The following is a 21,587-nucleotide window of genomic DNA, read 5'->3' on the forward strand; positions in this document are numbered from 1 at the left end:
TAATTAATTTTAACACATAGAAACATAGCTTTTGAACCTTTAATAAAGGCGTTTCACTTGTTTAAAATGCACATAGCGAGCTCTATGTGAAAGAAACTTATTTCTTTTTGCATTCTTTTTAGCTAAAAAAATATTTGTTTCTATATGTTGAATATATTTTTTTGACCCAAGCGAAGCGAAGAGAGGAAGTAATTGTACCCAACGGATTAAATTATAAGCTAAAGATTGTTTTTTAACAGGATTAAGTTTCTAATTACTGCTTTATTTGTTAAAATACAAGTTATTTTTTATGAAGAAAATTTTTATATTTGAATATTAATTTTAACCAAAACAAATAATATGAAAAAGATTATATTCGCTGCGATTGCAGTAATGGCATTTGGATTTACTAATGCGCAAAAAACTAGATTTGGTGTAAAGGGTGGTCTTAATCTTACCAGTTTTTCTGGAGGAAATTATTATGATGCAAAATCTTTAGTAGGTTTTCAAGTTGGAGGTTTCGCCGAAATTAAAATTATTGAGCGATTATCTATTCAGCCAGAGGTTTTGTTTTCGACTCAGGGAGCTAAACTTGATGGTGGTTCTTTTGGTGATTTTAATTCTAAATTGAATTATATCAATGTTCCTGTATTAGCAAAGTTCTATATCACAAAACAATTTACTGTTGAAGCTGGTCCGCAAATAGGATTTTTAGTATCTGCTAAAACTGATGGTGATGACGCAAAAGATAGTTTTAAATCTGTAGATACAGGATTTAACTTTGGGGCTGGATATAACTTTACAGAAAATGTTTCAGTAAACCTTCGTTACACTGTTGGTTTGGCTAATATCGCAGATTATGAAGTTGACAATACAGAGCAATATTTAGACAGTCCAAAAAATAGTGTTTTAGCACTTACTTTAGGATATAAATTCTAATATTTACTAAAAATGTCTCGTCCTAAAAAGGGATACAGATTATCAGGTAAAAAATAATTAATAAAACAGCTGCAAGAACGTTCTTGCAGCTGTTTTCTATTTTAGTATAATGGGTGTTCAGGAGCAGGACATTTTTAGCAATGCGCTCTGAAAGAGCTTTGGCAATAGCACTATTTCAATTTTAGTGTAATCTTTTGTGTTCACGAGCAGAACATTGTTAGAAATGCGCTCTGAAGAAGCTTTGGCAATAGCACTATTTCAATTTTAGTGTAATCTTTTGTGTTCACGAGCAGGGCATTGTTAGAAATTCGCTCTGAAAGAGCTTTGGCAATAGCACGGTGCGAAGCGCCATTAAAGTAAGAGTCAATCTATGTTTTAAGCCCTGTAGGTGCGAAAGCATATCCCCAAGCAAACGTTCATTAAATTAGAGAGAAAAAATATTTTTAAAACCTTCCCTAACCGGAAGGTTTTTTTATTTCATTTTTTTTAAAAATTAATTCAATGTATATTTTATAGGTTTTAACTTACATTTGTAAATTAATAATAACAAAAAATAAATGAAAAAAATTATTTTGTCTGCAATTGCAGTGATGACGTTTGCATTTGTGAATGCACAAGATGTAAAGTATGGTGTTAAAGGCGGTTTAAACCTTTCGAATTTCTTTGGTGATGTCGGAGATTTTAAATTAAGAGCCGGATTTAATGCAGGTGTTTTTGTGGAGGTTAAATTATCTGAAAAATTTGCTATCCAGCCAGAGGTTTTATACTCGCAACAGGGCGCGAAATTTAAAATTTCTGGAAGTTATTTTGATGGGCCTAATTATAATTTTTTCAGAACTACATTTAAGTATAATTTGGGATATGTTAATGTCCCTGTAATGTTTAAATATTATCCGGTTAAAAAATTTGCAATAGAAGCAGGGCCACAGATTGGATTTTTAGTTTCGGCAGATGGTAAATCAAAAACCGATGATGTAACTACAGAGATTAGTATTAAAGATTTTTATAATACAATCGATTTTGGTCTAAACTTAGGTGCTGGATATGATTTGACAGAAAATATTTCTGTTGGAGCCAGATATAATTTTGGACTGGCAAATATTGCAAAAACAGAGGCTGGAGATAAAAGTAAAGTTCATAACGAAGTTTTATCATTTTCTGTTGGATATAAATTCTAATAAATATTCTAAAACCTTCCTTTATCCAGGAAGGTTTTTTTATGACCAAAAATGTTTTACTTTGTGTCTATGAATTGGAACCGATATATAAAAGATTATCAATCGTATTTGCGAATCGAAAGGGGTTTGTCTAAAAATACAATCGAAAACTATGGTTTTGATATTGAGCGATTGTGTCTTTTTCTGGATACAAATCAGATTGATGTTTCGCCTCTAAAAATTACCGATGAAACTTTGCAACAGTTTATATATGCGGTTGCAAAAGAAGTAAACCCGCGTTCGCAAGCCCGAATTATCTCGGGATTAAAAAGCTTTTTTACGTACTTGATTTTCGAAGATTACAGAAACGACAATCCGCTAGAACTTATCGAAACCCCAAAAACAGGTCGAAAATTGCCCGATACTTTATCTGTTCCCGAAATAGACAGGCTTATCGCCGCTATTGATTTAAGCAGTAACGAAGGCGAACGAAATCGTGCGATGCTGGAAACCCTATACGGTTGCGGACTCCGGGTTTCGGAATTGGTTTCGCTCAAAATATCAGATTTGTTTTTTGATGAAGGTTTTATAAAAATTACCGGAAAAGGCAATAAGGAACGTTTTGTACCTGTTGGAAAACTGACCCAAAAATACATGCAGATTTATCAAAAAGAAGTTCGTATAAATCTAACGATTAAAAAAGGTTTCGAAGATACTTTGTTTCTAAACCGTAGAGGAAATCAGCTTACCAGGGCCATGATTTTTACAATTATAAAAGATCTGGCTGTAAAAATTGGTTTACATAAAAATATCAGCCCACATACTTTACGCCATTCTTTTGCAACTCATTTACTGGAAAATGGTGCCGATTTAAGATCGATTCAGTTAATGTTAGGGCATGAATCAATTACAACTACTGAAATCTACGTACATTTAGACAGAAGTTTCTTAAAAGAAGTGATGCATTCTTACCATCCCAGAAAATAATTTTTTGTTAAGTTCGGTCATTTTAAGCGAAAAAATTAATATATTGTGTAGTGTTTTATGCTAATCAGGAGATGTAAAAACATGGATTAGCCCGTTTTTTTGTTCTTTTTTGTTGAGATATTATTTTAGATAATTGCATCTACATAAATAAGTGATATATGGTTTTTGATTTATATGGGAATGAGGATTGCTTAGAGGTGAATAATTTTTATAAAAAGTTGTTTGCAGAAATGCCCGATTTACTTTTTCAATTTGTTATCGACTGCGATAATAAGTATTCTTTTCCCCTTGTCAGTAAATCGGCCGATGAAATTTTTGAGCTCACTGCTGAAATGTTTTCAAATGATGCCAAGCTCATTATTTATGAAAGGATTTTTCCTCAGGATCGGGATTTCTTTTTTCAATCTCTGGTTAAAGCACGTAGAGAGGTAAAGCCCTGGGAAATAGAATTTAGGGCTTTATTGCCTAAAAAAGGATTGCGCTGGTTTAAAATTTCTTCTAAAACCGAATTGGCTACAGATGGTTGCGTGAGTTTCTATGGGCATGTGTCTGATATTACAGAATTAAAAGATAAGGAAGAAAAACTACGCATATCCGAAGAACGTTTTCAGTTTGCCCTCGAAGCCTCTACAGCCGGAATTTGGGATTGGGATATGGTTACCAATACTGTTTTTTACTCGTCTTTATCGCTAAAAATTTTAGAACTCGAATCATCTGATATTTTTGATGATCCGGAACGCTGGGATAAAATTGTACATCCGGATGATTTGCCCAAATACTACTCAGATATTCAGGAACATTTTGATAATAAGATTCCATATTATGAAAATTATCATCGGGTAATGACTTCCAGTGGCAATTATAAATGGATTTTGGACCGCGGAAAAGTGATCAAAAGAGATGAAAACGGCAAACCGTTACGAGTAATTGGTACACATACAGATATTTCTTTGCAAAAAGAAAAAGAACTTGAACTTATAAAAACAATGAAATTGTACAGCGATCAAAATAGTCGTCTGGTTAATTTTTCGCATATCGTTTCTCATAATTTAAATACTCAGGCAGGCAATATAAAATCTATTCTGGACTTTATTGATGCTGATCTCCAGAAGCAAACCGTTAGCGAAATGCTCGAACATTTAAGAACGGTTTCTAACGATCTCAATGAAACAATTTCTAATCTAACTCAAATTGTAAAAACACAAAGCAACATAAACATTGCAGTAGTTCCGCTTAAATTATGCGACTGTATCGATAAAACAATCTCTACAATCAAGGGGTTCGATAAACAAAAGAACGTTACTATGATCAATAACGTTCCTAAGTATCTCACCATTAAATTTAATCCTGCTTATATGGAAAGTGTTTTGTTGAATTTTGCGACAAATGCTATAAAATATGCGCATCCTGATCGTGATCCGATTATTGTTTTTGATTTTGCTATTGAGCCGGACGGTTATAAATCATTAAAAATAACCGATAATGGTTTAGGAATCGATTTAAGTATTTATGGAGATTTATTGTTTGGTATGTACAAAACGTTTCATAAGCACAGGGAAGCCCGCGGAATTGGGTTGTATATTACCAGAAATCAAATTGAAGCGATGAAAGGGAGTATTTCTGTAGAAAGTGAAGTTGGAGTAGGGACAAGTTTTAAAATTATCTTTAATGATATGTAAATCAAAGTTTTTATTAAACACATAGTAACATAGATTTTATAGTTCAAAAAAAAAGCTATCTGTTGAGATAGCCTTTTTTTTGATATAATGGGAGATTACTTTGCAATATTTACTGCTCTGGTTTCTCTGATTACGGTAACTTTTACCTGACCCGGATAAGTCATTTCGGTTTGAATTTTTTGTGAAATCTCAAACGATAAGTTTGCGGCATTATCATCAGAAACTTTTTCGCTTTCTACAATTACACGAAGTTCTCTACCAGCCTGAATTGCGTATGCATTTTTTACACCGCTAAAACCATAAGCTACTTCTTCAAGATCTTTTAGACGTTGTATGTATGAATCTAAAACCTGACGTCTTGCTCCTGGTCTTGCTCCTGAAATGGCATCACAAACCTGAACGATTGGAGAAAGTAATGATTTCATTTCGATCTCGTCGTGGTGCGCTCCAATGGCATTGCAAACCTCTTCTTTTTCGCCATATTTCTCTGCCCATTGCATTCCTAATAATGCGTGAGGTAAATCACTTTCAGTATCCGGAACTTTACCAATATCGTGTAGTAAACCGGCTCTTTTTGCCAGTTTTACATTCAGGCCTAATTCGGCTGCCATGATACCACAAAGTTTAGAAACCTCTCTCGAGTGTTGCAATAAGTTTTGTCCGTAAGAAGAACGGTATTTCATTCTACCTACCACTTTTATCAATTCAGGGTGTAAACCGTGAATTCCTAAATCAATAACGGTACGTTTACCAACTTCAATAATTTCGTCATCAATTTGTTTGGCTGTTTTAGCAACAACTTCCTCAATTCTCGCCGGGTGAATACGTCCGTCAGTTACTAATTTGTGCAAAGACAAACGAGCGATTTCTCTACGAACAGGGTCAAAACAAGAAAGGATAATGGCTTCTGGTGTATCATCAACAATGATTTCTACTCCTGTTGCAGCTTCAAGGGCTCTGATGTTACGACCTTCACGACCAATAATTCTACCTTTTACATCATCAGATTCAATGTTAAAAACAGATACGCAATTTTCAACTGCTTCTTCTGTTCCAACTCTCTGGATGGTGTTTATGATGATTTTCTTTGCTTCTTGTTGTGCGGTAAGTTTTGCCTCTTCGATCGTATCCTGAATATGAGACATTGCTTTGCTCTTGGCTTCTGCTTTTAAGCCTTCAACCAATTGCTCTTTTGCTTCATCAGCAGAAAGTCCTGAAATTACTTCAAGTTGTTGCAATTGACTTTTATGCAATTTGTCAACTTCGGCTTGTTTTTTGTCTAAAACTTCAATTTTATTATTGTATTCAGCAGTTTTAGCTTCAAAATCGTCGTTTACTTTTTTAGCTTTAGACAACTCATTTGAAACCTGAGATTCTTTATCACGAACTCTTTTTTCTACTTCAGCTACTTTTTTGTCTCTGGATAAAATTACTTGCTCGTGTTCTGATTTTAATTCGATAAATTTTTCTTTTGCCTGAAGAATTTTATCTTTTTTAATATTTTCGGCTTCTAAATTAGCGTCTTTTAATATGGAAGAGGCTTCTTTTTTTGCATTTTTGATTAGGTTAGAAATATTGCTTTTTTCGATAATTTTAGCGATTGCAAATCCTGCCGCAATCCCTACAATACCTGAAATAATGATCGTTATGATGTCCATGTTTGTTAAAATTTATATATAAAAAAAGCCTACATTAATTGCTTGTATAAACTCGTAAAGACAAGTTTTGAGCTAACTCACTGTTCAAGTTTCCTTGCCGAAGCAGGGCATACTATAGTAGCGAAGATTCACTCACTTTAATTTGTTAGTGTTGAGTTTACCAATTGTGAACTAATGTAGGCAGTATCTTAGTTTCTGTAAAGAACGTTTAATTTTCGAGATATTGATCTAATAGCGAATTTAATCTTTTAATTCTTTCGATGGTTTCTTCGCCATCAATTGCGTTATCAATTTGTTTTTGTTCTACTTGTGATGCAAATTGCAAAGCACACATAGCCAGAACATCTTGTTTATCACGAACCGCGTAACTTTCTTCGAACTGCTTGATCATAGCATCAATTTTTTTAGAAGCACTTCTAAGTCCTTCTTCCTGAGTAGGTTCTACCGTAAGCGGGTAAACTCTGTCTGCAATTGATATTTTAATTCTAAGCTTTCCGTCCATGTCTTTAATCTGATAGTTGTGCTATACAGTAATCAATTTCGCGAATTAATGAATTTATTTTAAGCTTTGTCTCTCTCTTGTTATTGTCGCTGCCAAGCAACGAATTGGCTATCTTAAGTGTTTCATATTGCTTCTTCAAAGCCTCCATTTCTTCAGATTGTTTCTGGATAATTTGCGCAGCTTTGGCTAGTTCTAATCTTAAAACCTGATTGTTTTTCTCTAAGCCCTTTGACTTCTCAAATAGCTTTTCGACTTTATATTCAAGAGTATCAATTATTTCTGCAATTACACTCATTGTAAATCCTATTCATTACTTAATCATACAAAGTTAGTATTCCTTTTTATTAATGCAATTTTTTATCGATTTTTTTACATTAAAAATAACCAAATAAATGAATTTCAATCAATTGTATTTTTGTAGCTTTTTACTCGTTTTTGGCGTCTTATTTTTTTATCTTAGCAAAAATGTTGCTTATGAAATTTTTAATATTCACCCTGTTTTTTTGCCCTTTCATTTTTGCCCAGACCCAGTATCCTAAAAATGATTTCCGTCCGCCACTTGATATTCCTATGCAACTTTCGGGGAATTTCGGGGAGTTAAGACCCAATCATTTTCATGCAGGGTTTGATTTAAAAACCAATCAAAAAGAAGGATTAACCGTTCATGCAATTGCAGATGGATATGTTTCGAGAATAAAAATTTCGACTTTTGGCAACGGAAAATGTATTTATATCACACATGCAAATGGTTACACCTCAGTTTACGGACATTTGCAAACTACCCTTGGTTCAATTCAGGAGTACGAAAAAAAAGTGCACTATAAAGAACAGTCCTACGAAATCGAAATGTTCCTGAAACCGGGTGAATTGCCGGTTACAAAAGGAGAAGTAATTGCGCTTTCCGGAAATACAGGTTCATCAGAAGGACCACATTTGCATTTTGAAATTCGCGATACCAAAACAGAGTTTGTTATTAATCCGATATTTTTTGGATTTGATAAAGAAATAAAAGATACCAAAAAACCAACTATTTCAAGCGTTTACGTTTATCCGTTTGACAATGCTACAGTCAATCAGTCCAAACAGCCTTTACTGCTAAATGTTGCGCTTCAAAAAGACGGAACTTATTTGGCAAGCAAGGTAAAAGTAAACGGAAAAATTGGTTTTGGAATTTCGGCAGTAGATTACGATGATGTTTCGTTCAATAAAAACGGGGTTTTTAATGTTTCTACTTTTTTTAACGGAAATCAAAATTATAATTATCAGTTTAATACCTATTCGTTTGATGAAATGCGATATGTAAATGCGCTGATCGATTATCCTAAATATAAAAAATCAGGTCAGCGTGTTCAAAAACTTTTTATGAAAACGCGGTATGCACTGAGTATTATTAAAACAGACTCGCTTCGTGGGATTATTTCGGTCGAGCCGAATTTAGCTTCAACATACAGAATTGAAGTATCTGATTATTTTGGTAATTTAACTTCAATTAATGTTCCTGTTGAGTATGATACCGCAACACCAGTTGTAAATGCAGAACCTGTAACGTCAAAATATTTTATTAAAGTCAATAAAGATTCTAATTTCGAAAAAGAGAATATGTCCGTTTTTTTTCCGGCTGGAACTTTTTATGATGATTTCAATTTAAATTTTGATGTAAAAAATAATCGCATTTTTATACATGACGATACCGTTCCGGTTCATTCAAATTTTACCATTACCATAAAAGATGATACGTATCCGGAAGCATTAAGAGATAAACTTTTTATTGGAAGAATTAGCGGAAATAGCGCCAGTTATAACGGTACGATTAGAAAAAATGATGTTTTTACGGCCAAGTCAAAAATATTAGGACAATTTGGTTTAGTGCTCGATACCATTGCGCCAACCATAAAAATTGTAAAACCTGTTGAAGGGAAATGGATTAGTGATCAGAAAAAAATTGATTTTGTTATTAATGATTCTTCCTCCGGAATAAAATCTTACAACGGCTATTTAAACGGAAAATGGGTTTTGTTTGAATATGAAAATAAAAACAGAAAAATTACCCATACTTTTGATGATGCCTTGTTAGTAGAAGGTGCAAATGATTTAAAAATAGAAGTGGTTGACAATGTAGGAAATTCTGCTATCTTTGAAACTCATTTTTTTAGAAGTCAACAAAAATAAAACCAAAGCGTTTGAATAATAGCAGGATAATATTCGTTTTTCTTTTTTTATGCATCACTTGTGTTTCATTTGCTCAAAAAGCTCATGTCAAAGGTGTTATTTTAGACCATCAAAATCGACCTGTTGGCGATGTCAATATTGCTGCTTTGGGTACTATTGTACAATCAGATTCCAATGGTTTTTTTGAAATCGATGTGCCTTCCAATAAAAAAACTTCCTTGATTTTTACCCATATTTCGTTAAAGATGATGAGTCTTACGGTGAGTTTAAAACCAAATGAGATTTTTGTTTTTAATCCCGTTATGAGCAATTCCGAAGAACAAATGGGAGAAGTATTCGTGTCTTCCAAAAATAAAAAACGTGTTCAGGGAATTGCCACTATTGACGCAGCAACTATTAAGAAAATTCCGGGTGCAAATGCCGGAATCGAAAATATTCTAAAAACATTACCCGGTGTAAATTCAAATAATGAGCTCAGCACGCAATATGCGGTTCGCGGCGGAAATTATGACGAAAATTTAGTATATGTTAACGAGGTCGAAGTCTATCGTCCTTTTTTAATTCGTTCCGGACAACAAGAAGGATTGAGTTTTACCAATACAGATCTGGTTCAGAATGTCGATTTTTCGGCTGGAGGATTTCAGGCTAAATTTGGCGATAAACTATCGTCTGTTTTAGATATTACCTATAGAAAACCAACACAATTTGGTGCTTCGCTGGAAGCTAGTTTATTGGGCGGAAGCATTTCTGTAGATGCTGTTTCTAAAAATAAAAAATGGTCTGCCGTAACAGGAGTCCGCTATCGCAATAATAGCTTACTGGTCAATAGTCAGGATACACAAACCAACTATACACCAACTTTTGCAGATATCCAGACCAATATTAATTATGATATTTCTAAAAAATGGCAAGTAAGTTTTTTAGGAAATATTTCCCAGAACAAATATTTGTATCAGCCTTTAACCCGTGAGACAAAATTTGGAACTGTCGATCAGCCCATGAAACTTGCCGTATATTACGAAGGTCAGGAGCGAGATCAATATGACACTTATTTTGGCGCTTTGAAAACAACTTACAAAGTATCATCAACTTTTACCCTGAAATTTATTGGGTCACTTTTTCATACCCAGGAACAGGAACATTTTGATATTCTGGCACAATATCGTTTAGGGAATCAAGGCGACGATGAAACTACTGAAGTTGATTTTACCCGAGGAATTGGTTCTCAGTTAAGTCATGCCCGAAATGATTTGGATGCTTTGATCGCTAATGCCGAGATAAAAGGATTTAAAGAATGGAAAAACGACAGCCAGATAGAATTTGGTTTAAAATATACCCGTGAATCCATTCGTGACAGGATCACAGAATGGGAGATGATCGATTCGGCAGGGTTTTCTATCAATCCGCCAATCATAGTTTTGCCTAAAAACAATCAGCCTTACCAGCCTTATACCGGACCACTTTTGCCGTATCAGGATGTTCGCGCGACAAACTATAATACAATCAACAGGTTTTCCGGTTATGCACAATACAATAAAAAGTCTGAAATAGGCTCCAGTCAGGTTTGGTATAATGTTGGGGCTCGATTTCAGAGTTGGAATGTTTCCGGTGCTGCGGTCGAAGGAAAAAATCAAATCGTTTTTAGTCCGCGAGCTCAATTTGCCATAAAACCGGATTGGGATATGGATATGGTGTTCAGGCTTTCGGGCGGATTATACCATCAGCCACCTTTTTACAGGGAGCTTCGTGATCTGAATGGTGTTGTGAACCCGAATGTAAAAGCGCAGGAATCTGTTCATATTGTTTTGAGCAACGATTATAATTTCAGGATCTGGAACCGCCCTTTTAAGTGGGTTACGGAACTTTATTATAAATCGCTTTCAGATGTAAACGTGTATTCGATCGATAATGTCAGAATTCGGTATATTGCCAATAATAATGCAAAAGCTTATGCACAAGGTCTTGATTTTAGGCTGAATGGTGAATTTGTGCCCGGAACAGAATCCTGGATTAGTTTTGGGTATTTGAAAACCGAAGAAAATTATGCAGATAAAGGTTATATCGCCAGACCCACAGATCAACGCTTGAAATTTGCGATGTTGTTTCAGGATTATATGCCCAATATTCCTAGTGTAAAATTATATCTTAATTTAGTGTATAATACTGGTTTACCAGGTGGAGCTCCGGCCTATTCTGATCCGTATTTGTATCAGAGCCGCTTAAATGATTATCGTAGGGCAGATGTTGGTTTTGCTAAGGTTTTTGTGGATAACAGTACCAAAGTAGCCAAAGCAAAATGGTTGAAAAACTTTAAAGAATTATCGGTTGGATTAGAGATTTTTAATCTTTTCAACAATCAAAATGCCATCACCAATACCTGGGTTCGTGATGTGTATTCTAAAAACCAATATGCAATTCCAAATTATATGACTACAAGGGTTTTTAATGTAAAGCTGAATGCAAGGTTGTAAAGATTGATTAAATTGTTCTGCAATAAGAAGAGAACTATCTGCGTTCAAAAGGTAGCAGATCCTTATGTTTTAGTAAAATTCAATAAAAAGAAATAATACAATCAAAAATACTATATTTGATATTCTAATATAATTAGCATACATGAAAAATTCTTTAAAATATATAGCCTTAGCAATCATCGGAACATTAGTGAGTTGTAAAGATGATACTCAGAAACCAAAAGTAATTTATGATGCTGCAAGCAAAACAAATGTTGTGGCAAAAACAGATTCAACGCAGATTGAAGTAGCAGATTTGCCTATCCAGATGGAAGGAACAAGCTATTTGATTCATCCGGTTGGAGATTTGCGCGTTTTTGAAAGAGGAACAAAATCACGTTACGGTTCTTCGAGTGTAAACGATGTAAGTTTTACGATTTCGAATTTAGGAGAATATGAAATTACAGGGTATTTGCAGAATTTAAAATTCCAAAAGGTAGACTCAGACTCTATAAGACCTTTGACAGATAAACCTGCTTTGATCTTAACCGCTACGTATTTAAAAACAGTCGCAGACAGAACTCAAAACCAAATTATGGTCTATACTCTGGCTGATTCTGACACCAATAAAGATGGTAAAATCGATACAGGAGATATCAAAACATTGTATTTGAGCAATATTAGCGGTGAAAACTTCACAAAGATATCCGAAGACTTTCAGGAGTTGGTAGATTGGAGCTTGATTGAATCTAAAAACCGTTTGTATTTTAGAACAATCGAAGATACCAACCAAAACGGACAATTTGACAAAAATGACGTTTTGCATTATAATTACATTGATTTGGGTTCTAAGAAATGGGAAGTTAAGAGCTATAAACCTATCTAAGCTTCTAAGATACTAAGGTTCTGAGGTGCTAAGATTTCGGAATCAAAAAAAGGCGATTTAAAAATTAATTTTTAAATCGCCTTTTTTACTAGGATCGATAAAAAAGAACCGAAGGTTCGGCAAAGTTTGTAGAGCTGGACTTTAGTCCAGTTTACGTAATGATAAAAAAAATATTATAATCAATAAAATAAATCCTAATCCTTGAGATAATAATTTTAATCTGTATAATCTGTGGCAAAAAAACTTAGAATCTTAGCACCTCAGAACCTCAGTATCTTAAAAAGATCAAATCAATATATCACTTTCCAGATCAGATTTCTCTATTTCGAAATCGAAACCAAGGCGTTCTACCAGTTCTATTACAAGCTTTTTGTACCAGTTTTCGGATTTTGGATGAATGTATATTCTCTCGATTAATTGTTTGAGATCGACATTTATTTTTAAACCGTCATTTAGTTTCAGATCACTTTTTGAAGTGTCTGTAATAATACGAACTTCACGCTCGTACTGAAAACTTTTTCGCTTAAACAAAAACGGAAAGAATAAGTCATCAAACGGAATATATTCTTTTTTATAGTCGATATAATTGACTTCGCCAATATACTGATCAAAATTATTTTCAGGTTTTACTGCTTTTTGCAATCTGCCAAGAGTGGACTGAATCGCTATGCCTTCGCTATTTTGAGTAAATATTTGCCACATGGCAAACGATTCATATTCGTTAATGTGCCAGCTGCTTATCGCAACCTGCTCGCGGTGCGTTTTATAATAATTTAAAAAGTCAGGATTGTCTATAGCTAGTTTTTTGATCTCTTCAAAAGTAGGTTCGCTAAAAGTGCCCTCATACTGATCTTCGAATTTGTCAGATCGGGACATGAATAACTTTTTAGACATTAATAAATCGAGAAATTTAGATAAGTCTAAGTATTTCCATACAATGGTATCTGGATCATCGGGAAGCTTTATATTCTGACTGTTGAGATACATTTTTCTTGTTTTTAAGATTTAGTATAAAAAAAATAGCCACAGATTACACAGATTAAAATGATTTTATTTCGTTAAAAAAAGAATCTGTGTTAATCTGTGTAATCTGTGGCTAAAAGTAAATTCTTTTATTTACGACTCAAATGATTGCATCGTTACCAATTTATTATAAGTGCCATTTTGGGCAATCAATTCATCATGTGTACCTTGTTCTACTATTTTTCCTTTTTGCATTACAACGATTTTGTCTGCTTTCTGGATGGTCGAAAGTCGGTGCGCAATTACAATCGAAGTTCTGTTTTGCATCATATTTTCTAAAGCCACCTGAACAAACTTTTCACTCTCCGTGTCCAATGCAGATGTTGCTTCGTCCAGAATCATGATTGGAGGGTTTTTTAATACGGCACGGGCAATCGATAAACGTTGTTTCTGACCACCGGAAAGTTTGTTTCCGCTGTCACCAATGTTCGTATGAATCCCTAGTGGTAATTCGTTTACAAACTCAAAAGCATTTGCGATTTTTAGTGCTTCAATAATCTCATCATCAGTAGCGTCCAGTTTTCCTAATGCAATATTTGCTTTTATAGTGTCATTAAACAAGATGCTGTCCTGCGTTACCAATCCCATTAAACCGCGAAGCGATTGCAGGTTCATGTCTTTTATGTTGATAGCGTCGATAGCAATAGTTCCGTCGTTTACATCATAAAAACGAGTCAGTAAGTTTGCAATTGTACTTTTTCCGCTTCCGGATTGTCCAACAAGCGCCACCGTTTGACCTTTTTTAATTTGAAGCGAAAAGTCTTTTAGAACCGTTTCGTTTTCATACTTAAAGTTAATGTTTTGAATGTTTATTTCGCTGTCAAAAGAAGTTTTTTCGATTGCCTCCGGTTTAGATACAATCGTGTTCTCCTGCTCTAAAATTTCAAGAACACGTTCTGCTGCTGCATTTCCTCTTTTAACTCCGTAAGAAGCTTTAGAAATAGCTTTTGCAGGAGTAAGAATGTTGTAAGCCAATCCCATGTAAGCAATAAAAGAAGGGCCGTCAAGTGTTTTTTCGATCAAAACCATCTGACCTCCGTACCAAAGCAATATAGCAATTACGGTGATGCCCATAAATTCACTCGCAGGCGAAGCTAAGTTCTGGCGATTTCCAATACTGTTTGATAATCTGAAGAAACGTTCAGTCGAATTTTGAAAAACAGTATTAAAATAGTTCTCAGAATTGTATCCTTTTACCACTTTCAATCCGCCAATTGTTTCCTCAATAGTCGACAGGAAAGCACCTTGTTCCTGTTGTGCTTTGCTGGATTGTTTTTTTAGTTGTTTCCCGATCAGTGAGATAATATATCCGGATATAGGGATAAATATAAAGACAAACAAGGTAAGTTTTGCGCTAATGATTAACATCGCAAATATGGTAAAAACAATCGTTAAAGGCTCTTTTACAATAAGTTCTAATATTGCCAGGAACGAAGTTTGAACCTCGTTGACATCTGCGGAAATTCTGGAGATAACATCCCCTTTTCTTTTTTCAGAATAGAATGCCAAAGGCAATTCGAGCGTTTTTTTATAAAGTGCATTTCGCATATCCCTTAAAACACCATTTCGCAAAAAGTTAATAAAAAACATCGCAAGGTAATCTGCTAAGTTTTTTAATAAAAAGATCGAAATAATCAGAGTAACCATTACGGATAATACAAATCCGGGATTATGAGGATCTGTATTTGTAGTAATATAATAACTTAGATAGTTTTCTCCATATTCTTTTATATGGCTAATTCCTTCGTAAGTGGGCATAATAGTATTCTTCTTGGTTTTGTCAAACAAAACCTGAAGCATAGGGATCAATGCCATGAACGAAAGTGTGCTAAAAAGCGCATACAAAACATTAAAGAAAATGTTTAAGAAAGCATATTTTTTATACGGATATATAAAAGGAACTATTTTTTTGAAATTACTCATTTTTATGGATATTGTTTTCTGCAATGGCAATGGCTCTTTCGAGTTTTTCCAGCAATAATTTTTTTTCTGGTAATTGGGTTAAGTAAGCTGAGACTTTGATTTGTTCATCATTGTCAAGCATTAGATAATTAATTTGTTCAGGAGATTTTTCACTGCACAAAATTAACCCAATTGGTTTATTTTCGCCTTCTTTTTGTTCATTTTTCTCCAGCCAACGTAAATACAGCTCCATTTGACCTTTGTAATCTGCCTTGAATTTTCCAAGTTTTAAGTCGATGGCAACAATTGGTAAAGACCACGATGATAAAAAAGTAAACAATGTAAATTAAAGTTCTAATATGAGACCTTACAATTGTGCACAATTGTAAGGTCTTGAATTATAGTGTTTAACTTGATGAAACTATGTAGGTTTCTTTTATTGAATCCGCTTCCATATCTATTTGAAAGTTCTTCGCTTAAATTTTTAATGAGTTTCTTTCCGTAATCAGCACGATCATTTTTTAGAATCTCTTCGTTGATGGATTTTCCAATTTTCCAATACAATAGCGTTAATTCCTGATTAACCGTTTTGGCAACAAAATGACGAGTCTGATCTATTAATCCTATAATCGAATTTAACAGTTCTGGTTTGTCATTTGTCTCCGGTTTATCACTCATTATTTTTTATTTCAACTGCATTCCTGCAATGATATTTTGTATTTTTTCGTCTAAGAAACTTTCGGCAGCATCAAAATTGGTAACCGAATCTAACTCAGCATTAACGCTAATGTAGAATTTGATTTTAGGCTCCGTTCCGCTTGGTCTGGCGCAAATTTTAGAACCATCTTCTGTATAATAAATCAATACATTCGATTTCGGGATGTCCATTGTAGATTCTTCGCCTGACAATAGATTTAAGGCAATCGATGATTGATAATCTTCAACCATAATTACACGTTGTCCGCTAATTTCTTTCAAAGGGTTTTCGCGTAAAGCAATCATCATCTGATTAATTTCCTGTAAACCTTCCATTCCTTTTTTGGTTATCGAAACCAGGTACTCTTTATAAAAACCATTCTCTACATAAAGTTGCAAAAGTTCTTTATAAACGCTGCTTCCTGCTGCTTTTGCCTGAGCGGCAACTTCGCATATTAATAAAGTTGCTGCAACAGCATCTTTATCTCTTACGGCGTCACCAACCATAAAACCAAAGCTTTCTTCGCCACCGCCAATAAATTCGAGTTCCGGGAAATCCTTAATCATTTTGGCAATCCATTTAAAACCGGTTAAGCCAACTTTGCATTCTACACCATAACTGGTCGCCAATTCCATCATCATAGGAGTTGAAACGATTGTAGAACCTACGAATTGTTTGCCATTGATTTTGCCTGCTTTTTTCCATTGTTTCAATAAAAAAGAAGTCATCAAAATCATGGTTTGATTTCCGTTAAGCAAAATCATTTTGCCTTCATTGTTTCGAACGGCAACACCAAGACGATCACAGTCAGGATCAGTTCCTACCACGATATCAGAGTTTGTTTTGTCTGCCAGTGCCAAAGCCATCGTCAACGCTTCCGGCTCTTCGGGATTAGGAGATTTTACCGTTGGGAAATCCCCGTTTGGCTCCGCTTGTTCCGGAACAATGTGCACATTGGTGTAACCAGCCTGAGATAAAGTATCAGGGACAGATTTTATAGAAGTTCCATGCAACGAAGTAAAAACTACCTGCAAATTCTCTTTGGCTTCTGCCGGAGTATTAAAACTTGCGTTTTCTATAGATGATTTTACAAAAGCTTTATCAATTTCAGTATCGATATATTGAATCAGGCTTTCGTTAGCATTAAATTTAATTTTGTCGTAACCTAAATTTTCGATTACATCAATAATTGCAGCATCCTGAGGAGGAACAATTTGTCCGCCATCTTCCCAATACACTTTGTATCCGTTGTATTCCGGCGGATTATGAGAAGCTGTAAGCACAATTCCGCATTGGCAGCCTAAATATTTAAGAGCAAATGATAATTCAGGAGTAGGTCGTAAATCAGAGAACAAGTAAACGTGAATTCCGTTTGCCGAGAAAACATCAGCAACCACCTTAGCCAAAGTATTGCTATTGTGACGACAATCGTAAGCAATAACCACTTTTAGGGATTGATTTGGAAAAACCTGATGCATATAATCAGATAAACCCTGAGTATTTTTTCCAAGCGTATATTTGTTGATTCTGTTGTTTCCAACGCCCATAACGCCACGCATTCCACCAGTTCCGAATTCCAGGTTTTTATAAAAACTTTCTTCAAGTTCCTTTGGTGCCGTAGTCATTAATTCCTTAACAGCTGCTTGTGTTTCTTTGTCAAATGTAGGGGTCAGCCATTCGTTTACAGCATTCAAAATATTAGGTGCTATATTCATCATTCGTATATTTTTATATTTAAAATAATAATAATTTTCAGGAGCTATTTCCTGCTATCATTCCAATCTTTTATATCCGCCGCGGCGGATATAAAAGGATTTTCCCTTCAAATGAAATTCACTGAACTCCGATTAAAATAGAAGTATAGTGAAGTAATCAGGGCTAGGGTTTTACGTTAAAAATTAACCTCTCGGGCTACTTTATAACGTGCTTCGTTACTTTTAGTTCTTAAAATAATTTCTCCAAGAAAACCAGCCAGAAATAACTGAGTTCCTAAAATCATGGTAGTCAAAGCGATAAAAAACCATGGGTTGCTGGTTACCAGGCTATATTTCATGCCATTGTACATGTGGTACAATTTTGAAATACCAATATATCCGGCAGATAAAAAACCAATGATAAACATTACCGATCCCATTGCGCCAAATAAGTGCATGGGTCTTTTTCCGAATCGGGATAAAAACCAAATGGTAATCAAATCCAGAAAACCGTTTATAAAACGCTCCATTCCAAATTTGGTTTCCCCATATTTACGAGCCTGATGAATCACTACTTTTTCGCCAATTTTACCAAAACCGGCATTTTTTGCCAAAACCGGAATGTATCGGTGCATTTCGCCTGATACTTCAATGTTTTTTACAACTGTATTTTTGTATGCTTTTAAGCCGCAGTTAAAATCATTCAATTCAACACCGGAAGTTTTTCTTGCCGCCCAATTGAATAATTTCGACGGAAGGTTTTTTGCCACCACAGAGTCGTAACGTTTCTTTTTCCAGCCTGAAACCAAATCAAATTTTTGAGCTGTAATCATCTCATACAATCCCGGAATTTCATCCGGACTATCCTGCAAATCGGCATCCATAGTAATAATAACATCACCTTGGGCTTTTGCAAAACCAGCGTGAAGTGCCTGAGATTTACCAAAGTTCTTCATAAAACGAATTCCTTTTACATGCGGGTTTTCGTTAGAAAAACTTTCAATAATATTCCACGAATCATCTGTACTACCATCATCTACAAAAATGATTTCATAAGAGTAATTGTTAGATTGCATCACTTTAATAATCCAGGTGTAGAGTTCTTTTAGTGATTCCTCCTCGTTAAGAAGCGGTATAAGTATAGATAAATTCATTTATATTTTTATTCTTGTATAGTAGTTTTGCTTTTAAAAAATGCTGCGAAAATTAATCCAAATATAGAACTGATTACAACCGCAAAAACAGATCCTTTAAGTAGTTCTATGGTAGAATACGGATTTGTCTCTTTCATTTTATTAATTGTCTCATTAATAACAGCTGCCGGAGACCCAAATTTTTGCATCATACCTGCCGTATATTTAATAATTAATTCGTTTAAAGTGTCTTTTGCTGCGGGATCAATAAAATTGAATAAAATAATATTGAAAAAGGTAGAAATCAGAATTCCCGTTATTGCAGCTATAAAATAAGTGGTAAATGCTTCCTTAAAAGGAAAAACACCTTTTAGATCTTTCTTGGTTTTAGAAAGTAAAACAACACATATAGTCAGGTTGATCGCGAGGCTTAAGAGCCCGATCCACCATGATGTGAATAAGTTTAAATCGATCGCATATATAGTAGCCGTTACCAATGCAGATGCAATTCCGATCATTACACCATAAGTAATACCATTCTTTTTTATAACTTCGTTAATCATATTTCTATATGTTTTAAAATTAATCCACAAATATAGTAATTCCCAATATAAGGAGAGATAAAAAAGCTTTGTGAATTTAACTAAAAAAAAGTGGACTAAACATTTGTATATTAAAAAAGAATTGTAAATTTGCAAACTCAAAATAATTAAAAGTTTTAAAACAAAAAAGAGTATCCTTTGTTTACACCTTTTTCTAACCACGAAAAAGCTTCAAAATAAAAATGCTCTAAACAATAAATAAAAGAAAAGATGAAAAAAGGAATTCACCCAGAAAATTACAGATTAGTTGCTTTTAAAGACATGTCAAATGACGAAGTTTTTATCACTAAATCTACTGCAGATACAAGAGAAACAATTGAAGTTGACGGAGTTGAGTATCCAGTTGTAAAAATGGAGATTTCAAGAACATCTCACCCTTTTTATACTGGTAAATCTAAACTTATCGATACTGCAGGACGTATTGATAAATTTAAAACTAAATATGCAAAACACGCTAAATAAGAATAGCTGTTTATACTTATACAAAAGCCTTCCGGATCGGAAGGCTTTTTTTATGGCATTTTTTTATGAAGTAAGTTTTTGTGATGATTTTAAAATCTAAAAAATGGATCTCCGGTTATCGTGGACTGCGTTAAGGATGGAAGCGGTATCCTTTTTGCGATAAACTAAATTTCTGGCGAAGCCCAACTAATACCCAAATCGCAAAAGATTTAGCGTACGGCCTGACCCGGAGGGGAACGCCATAATTAGTATCGTCGAAAATAAAGCACTCTTATTTATTTCGATCAGTAACACATATTCTTAGACAAATAAAATATTTGTAACTTTGATCCCGATAACCAAATCAAGATTTTAACAAGTTTCAAATTTAATATTTATGAATTACATTCTTTTTGACGGTCCCGTCCGGAATGCTTTGTTGCCCTTTACTTTTACAAGACCTGTTGCTGATATATTAATAGGAATAATGACGATTCGCCAAAAATGGGAGGCGCGTTTAGGGTCGACCATAACCACTATTACCGAAGATTACCTGTCTGAGAAATTTCCGATGGTAGAATTAGAAGAAAATGTAATGATCAATGCGGCGTATTTACCAAATGATACGCTTGCCGAAATGGTTTCTAACTTAACAACCAATCAGGCAATCTTTAAAGGAGATGATGTAATTGCTTTTTTTACCACTGAAAATCAGGAAGAAGTAGACTTCGATTCATACGAAATTATTGCCTACAACGAAGATACTTTGACAGTAGAACATACCTGGGATATTTTTTCTAAAAATGATGCCGCCATTCGAGAAGACTTTATATATCTGACCGAAGACCGAAAATCGCAGCCCATCCCAAAAAGTGTAAATGTTATTGCACCCGAAAATATATTTATTGAAGAAGGAGCAAAATTAGAGTTTGTAACCCTGAATGCTTCAACCGGACCTATATATATAGGTAAGAATACCGAAATTATGGAAGGTTCTGTAATTCGTGGTCCGTTTGCTTTATGCGAGAATGCACAGGTAAAACTAAATGCCAAGGTTTATGGTGCAACCACTGTTGGTCCCGGATCAAGAATAGGAGGAGAGGTCAAAAATTCGATTCTTTTTGCCAATTCAAACAAAGGGCACGACGGATTTCTGGGAGATTCTGTTTTAGGAGAATGGTGTAATATTGGTGCTGATAGTAACAATTCGAACCTGAAAAACAACTACGAAGAAGTAAAATTATGGAGCTATGAAACAGAAGGTTTTGCAAAAACGGGACTTCAGTTTTGTGGTTTAATGATGGGAGATCATAGTAAATGCGGAATCAATACGATGTTTAATACGGGAACTGTAGTAGGAGTAAGCGCTAATATTTTTGGCAGTGGTTTTCCCCGCAATTTTGTACCTAGTTTTTCCTGGGGCGGAGCAGCAGGTTTTACGACTTATGTAACCAAAAAAGCGTTCGAAACTGCAAAGCTGGTTATGGGACGACGTAATATAGATTTTGACGAAACTGAATCTGCCATCTTAGAACATATTTTTGAGGAAACTAAAAAATGGAGAAAAGATTAATTGTAATTAGACCATTTGAAAATTAGATAATGTAAAAAAACCGGCAGGCTTTAAAAACTTGTCGGTTTTTGTTTTTTTACATGTCTTTGCATATTAAACCGGACTGAAGTCCGGCC

General features: G+C 34.5%; 19 protein-coding genes. 9 read left to right on the forward strand and 10 right to left on the reverse strand.

The genetic code is table 11. From position 1 onward, the window contains the following. Positions 1 to 339: 339 nt before the first annotated feature. The 4 genes from B0A64_RS14660 to B0A64_RS14675 all read left to right on the forward strand — a co-directional run bounded on the left by B0A64_RS14660 (position 340) and on the right by B0A64_RS14675 (position 4,741). The gene (locus B0A64_RS14660) at positions 340 to 918 is read left to right on the forward strand and encodes a porin family protein (protein WP_089480269.1); all 579 of its coding nucleotides are present in this window, start codon (positions 340 to 342) and stop codon (positions 916 to 918) included. Positions 919 to 1,475: 557 nt separating this feature from the next. Then, positions 1,476 to 2,096, forward strand: a complete 621-nt coding sequence (locus B0A64_RS14665; protein ID WP_089480270.1) for a porin family protein — start codon at positions 1,476 to 1,478, stop codon at positions 2,094 to 2,096. Positions 2,097 to 2,165: 69 nt separating this feature from the next. Beyond that, positions 2,166 to 3,062: a site-specific tyrosine recombinase XerD gene (gene xerD / locus B0A64_RS14670; protein ID WP_089480271.1), complete on the forward strand. Its 897-nt coding sequence runs from the start codon at positions 2,166 to 2,168 to the stop codon at positions 3,060 to 3,062. Positions 3,063 to 3,220: 158 nt separating this feature from the next. Then, positions 3,221 to 4,741 carry a sensor histidine kinase gene (locus B0A64_RS14675; RefSeq protein WP_089480272.1) on the forward strand — a complete coding sequence of 507 codons (1,521 nt, stop codon included), beginning with the start codon at positions 3,221 to 3,223 and terminating at the stop codon, positions 4,739 to 4,741. A gap of 95 nt (positions 4,742 to 4,836) precedes the next feature. Here the strand turns inward: B0A64_RS14675 and rny are convergent, their stop codons facing one another. From rny to B0A64_RS14690, 3 genes are all read right to left on the reverse strand, one after another. Next, positions 4,837 to 6,399: a ribonuclease Y gene (rny, locus tag B0A64_RS14680; protein ID WP_089480273.1), complete on the reverse strand. Its 1,563-nt coding sequence runs from the start codon at positions 6,397 to 6,399 to the stop codon at positions 4,837 to 4,839. Between the two features lie 208 nt (positions 6,400 to 6,607). Further along, the gene (locus B0A64_RS14685) at positions 6,608 to 6,901 is read right to left on the reverse strand and encodes a cell division protein ZapA (protein ID WP_041516860.1); all 294 of its coding nucleotides are present in this window, start codon (positions 6,899 to 6,901) and stop codon (positions 6,608 to 6,610) included. A 4-nt stretch (positions 6,902 to 6,905) separates the two neighbouring features. Continuing rightward, on the reverse strand, positions 6,906 to 7,196 hold the full coding sequence (locus B0A64_RS14690) for a hypothetical protein (protein WP_068845046.1): 291 nt from the start codon (positions 7,194 to 7,196) through the stop codon (positions 6,906 to 6,908). A 170-nt stretch (positions 7,197 to 7,366) separates the two neighbouring features. Here B0A64_RS14690 and B0A64_RS14695 point away from each other — a divergent pair, with 170 nt between their 5' ends. The 3 genes from B0A64_RS14695 to B0A64_RS14705 all read left to right on the forward strand — a co-directional run bounded on the left by B0A64_RS14695 (position 7,367) and on the right by B0A64_RS14705 (position 12,406). Continuing rightward, positions 7,367 to 9,070 (forward strand): M23 family metallopeptidase, encoded by a 1,704-nt coding sequence (locus B0A64_RS14695; protein WP_394338370.1) that lies wholly within the window; start codon positions 7,367 to 7,369, stop codon positions 9,068 to 9,070. 11 nt (positions 9,071 to 9,081) lie between these two features. Beyond that, positions 9,082 to 11,541, forward strand: coding sequence for a TonB-dependent receptor (locus B0A64_RS14700; RefSeq protein WP_089480274.1), 2,460 nt, complete (start codon positions 9,082 to 9,084; stop codon positions 11,539 to 11,541). A gap of 142 nt (positions 11,542 to 11,683) precedes the next feature. Beyond that, positions 11,684 to 12,406 carry a hypothetical protein gene (locus B0A64_RS14705; protein ID WP_089480275.1) on the forward strand — a complete coding sequence of 241 codons (723 nt, stop codon included), beginning with the start codon at positions 11,684 to 11,686 and terminating at the stop codon, positions 12,404 to 12,406. Positions 12,407 to 12,691: 285 nt separating this feature from the next. Here B0A64_RS14705 and B0A64_RS14710 read toward each other — a convergent pair whose 3' ends face one another. The 7 genes from B0A64_RS14710 to B0A64_RS14735 form a co-directional block, all read right to left on the reverse strand. Further along, positions 12,692 to 13,393 carry a DUF2971 domain-containing protein gene (locus tag B0A64_RS14710; protein WP_089480276.1) on the reverse strand — a complete coding sequence of 234 codons (702 nt, stop codon included), beginning with the start codon at positions 13,391 to 13,393 and terminating at the stop codon, positions 12,692 to 12,694. Between the two features lie 129 nt (positions 13,394 to 13,522). After that, a complete protein-coding gene (locus B0A64_RS14715) occupies positions 13,523 to 15,352 on the reverse strand; it encodes an ABC transporter ATP-binding protein (RefSeq protein ID WP_089480277.1) in 1,830 nt (609 codons plus the stop codon). Beyond that, positions 15,345 to 15,671, reverse strand: coding sequence for a PDDEXK nuclease domain-containing protein (locus B0A64_RS25545; RefSeq protein WP_244285409.1), 327 nt, complete (start codon positions 15,669 to 15,671; stop codon positions 15,345 to 15,347). Before B0A64_RS25545 ends, B0A64_RS14715 begins: the two co-directional genes overlap by 8 nt. A gap of 14 nt (positions 15,672 to 15,685) precedes the next feature. Then, complete coding sequence (locus tag B0A64_RS25550; RefSeq protein ID WP_244285410.1) at positions 15,686 to 16,009, reverse strand: DUF1016 N-terminal domain-containing protein; 324 nt, start codon at positions 16,007 to 16,009, stop codon at positions 15,686 to 15,688. Between the two features lie 6 nt (positions 16,010 to 16,015). Further along, the gene (locus tag B0A64_RS14725; RefSeq protein ID WP_089480278.1) at positions 16,016 to 17,743 is read right to left on the reverse strand and encodes a phospho-sugar mutase; all 1,728 of its coding nucleotides are present in this window, start codon (positions 17,741 to 17,743) and stop codon (positions 16,016 to 16,018) included. A 176-nt stretch (positions 17,744 to 17,919) separates the two neighbouring features. Next, on the reverse strand, positions 17,920 to 18,876 hold the full coding sequence (locus B0A64_RS14730; protein ID WP_089480279.1) for a glycosyltransferase family 2 protein: 957 nt from the start codon (positions 18,874 to 18,876) through the stop codon (positions 17,920 to 17,922). An 8-nt stretch (positions 18,877 to 18,884) separates the two neighbouring features. Continuing rightward, complete coding sequence (locus tag B0A64_RS14735) at positions 18,885 to 19,418, reverse strand: DUF4199 domain-containing protein (RefSeq protein WP_089480280.1); 534 nt, start codon at positions 19,416 to 19,418, stop codon at positions 18,885 to 18,887. Between the two features lie 249 nt (positions 19,419 to 19,667). Here B0A64_RS14735 and B0A64_RS14740 point away from each other — a divergent pair, with 249 nt between their 5' ends. Together B0A64_RS14740 and B0A64_RS14745 are read left to right on the forward strand one after the other, a co-directional pair. Next, positions 19,668 to 19,919 (forward strand): type B 50S ribosomal protein L31, encoded by a 252-nt coding sequence (locus B0A64_RS14740; RefSeq protein ID WP_059116365.1) that lies wholly within the window; start codon positions 19,668 to 19,670, stop codon positions 19,917 to 19,919. Between the two features lie 376 nt (positions 19,920 to 20,295). Further along, on the forward strand, positions 20,296 to 21,471 hold the full coding sequence (locus B0A64_RS14745; RefSeq protein WP_089480281.1) for a GlmU family protein: 1,176 nt from the start codon (positions 20,296 to 20,298) through the stop codon (positions 21,469 to 21,471). Positions 21,472 to 21,587 lie beyond the last annotated feature (116 nt).

Source organism: Flavobacterium araucananum (genome assembly GCF_002222055.1).
Taxonomy (GTDB): Bacteria; Bacteroidota; Bacteroidia; order Flavobacteriales; family Flavobacteriaceae; genus Flavobacterium; species Flavobacterium araucananum.

Coding starts and splice junctions, on each gene's coding strand:
- B0A64_RS14660 (WP_089480269.1), top strand. CDS start 340: ATGAAAAAGATTATATTCGCTGCGATTGCAGTAATGGCATTTGGATTT.
- B0A64_RS14745 (WP_089480281.1), top strand. CDS start 20,296: ATGAATTACATTCTTTTTGACGGTCCCGTCCGGAATGCTTTGTTGCCC.
- B0A64_RS14715 (WP_089480277.1), bottom strand. CDS start 15,352: ATGAGTAATTTCAAAAAAATAGTTCCTTTTATATATCCGTATAAAAAA.
- B0A64_RS14685 (WP_041516860.1), bottom strand. CDS start 6,901: ATGGACGGAAAGCTTAGAATTAAAATATCAATTGCAGACAGAGTTTAC.
- rny (WP_089480273.1), bottom strand. CDS start 6,399: ATGGACATCATAACGATCATTATTTCAGGTATTGTAGGGATTGCGGCA.
- B0A64_RS14710 (WP_089480276.1), bottom strand. CDS start 13,393: ATGTATCTCAACAGTCAGAATATAAAGCTTCCCGATGATCCAGATACC.
- B0A64_RS14690 (WP_068845046.1), bottom strand. CDS start 7,196: ATGAGTGTAATTGCAGAAATAATTGATACTCTTGAATATAAAGTCGAA.
- B0A64_RS14740 (WP_059116365.1), top strand. CDS start 19,668: ATGAAAAAAGGAATTCACCCAGAAAATTACAGATTAGTTGCTTTTAAA.
- B0A64_RS14730 (WP_089480279.1), bottom strand. CDS start 18,876: ATGAATTTATCTATACTTATACCGCTTCTTAACGAGGAGGAATCACTA.
- B0A64_RS14725 (WP_089480278.1), bottom strand. CDS start 17,743: ATGAATATAGCACCTAATATTTTGAATGCTGTAAACGAATGGCTGACC.
- B0A64_RS25550 (WP_244285410.1), bottom strand. CDS start 16,009: ATGAGTGATAAACCGGAGACAAATGACAAACCAGAACTGTTAAATTCG.
- B0A64_RS14665 (WP_089480270.1), top strand. CDS start 1,476: ATGAAAAAAATTATTTTGTCTGCAATTGCAGTGATGACGTTTGCATTT.
- xerD (WP_089480271.1), top strand. CDS start 2,166: ATGAATTGGAACCGATATATAAAAGATTATCAATCGTATTTGCGAATC.
- B0A64_RS14735 (WP_089480280.1), bottom strand. CDS start 19,418: ATGATTAACGAAGTTATAAAAAAGAATGGTATTACTTATGGTGTAATG.
- B0A64_RS14695 (WP_394338370.1), top strand. CDS start 7,367: ATGTTGCTTATGAAATTTTTAATATTCACCCTGTTTTTTTGCCCTTTC.
- B0A64_RS14675 (WP_089480272.1), top strand. CDS start 3,221: ATGGTTTTTGATTTATATGGGAATGAGGATTGCTTAGAGGTGAATAAT.
- B0A64_RS14705 (WP_089480275.1), top strand. CDS start 11,684: ATGAAAAATTCTTTAAAATATATAGCCTTAGCAATCATCGGAACATTA.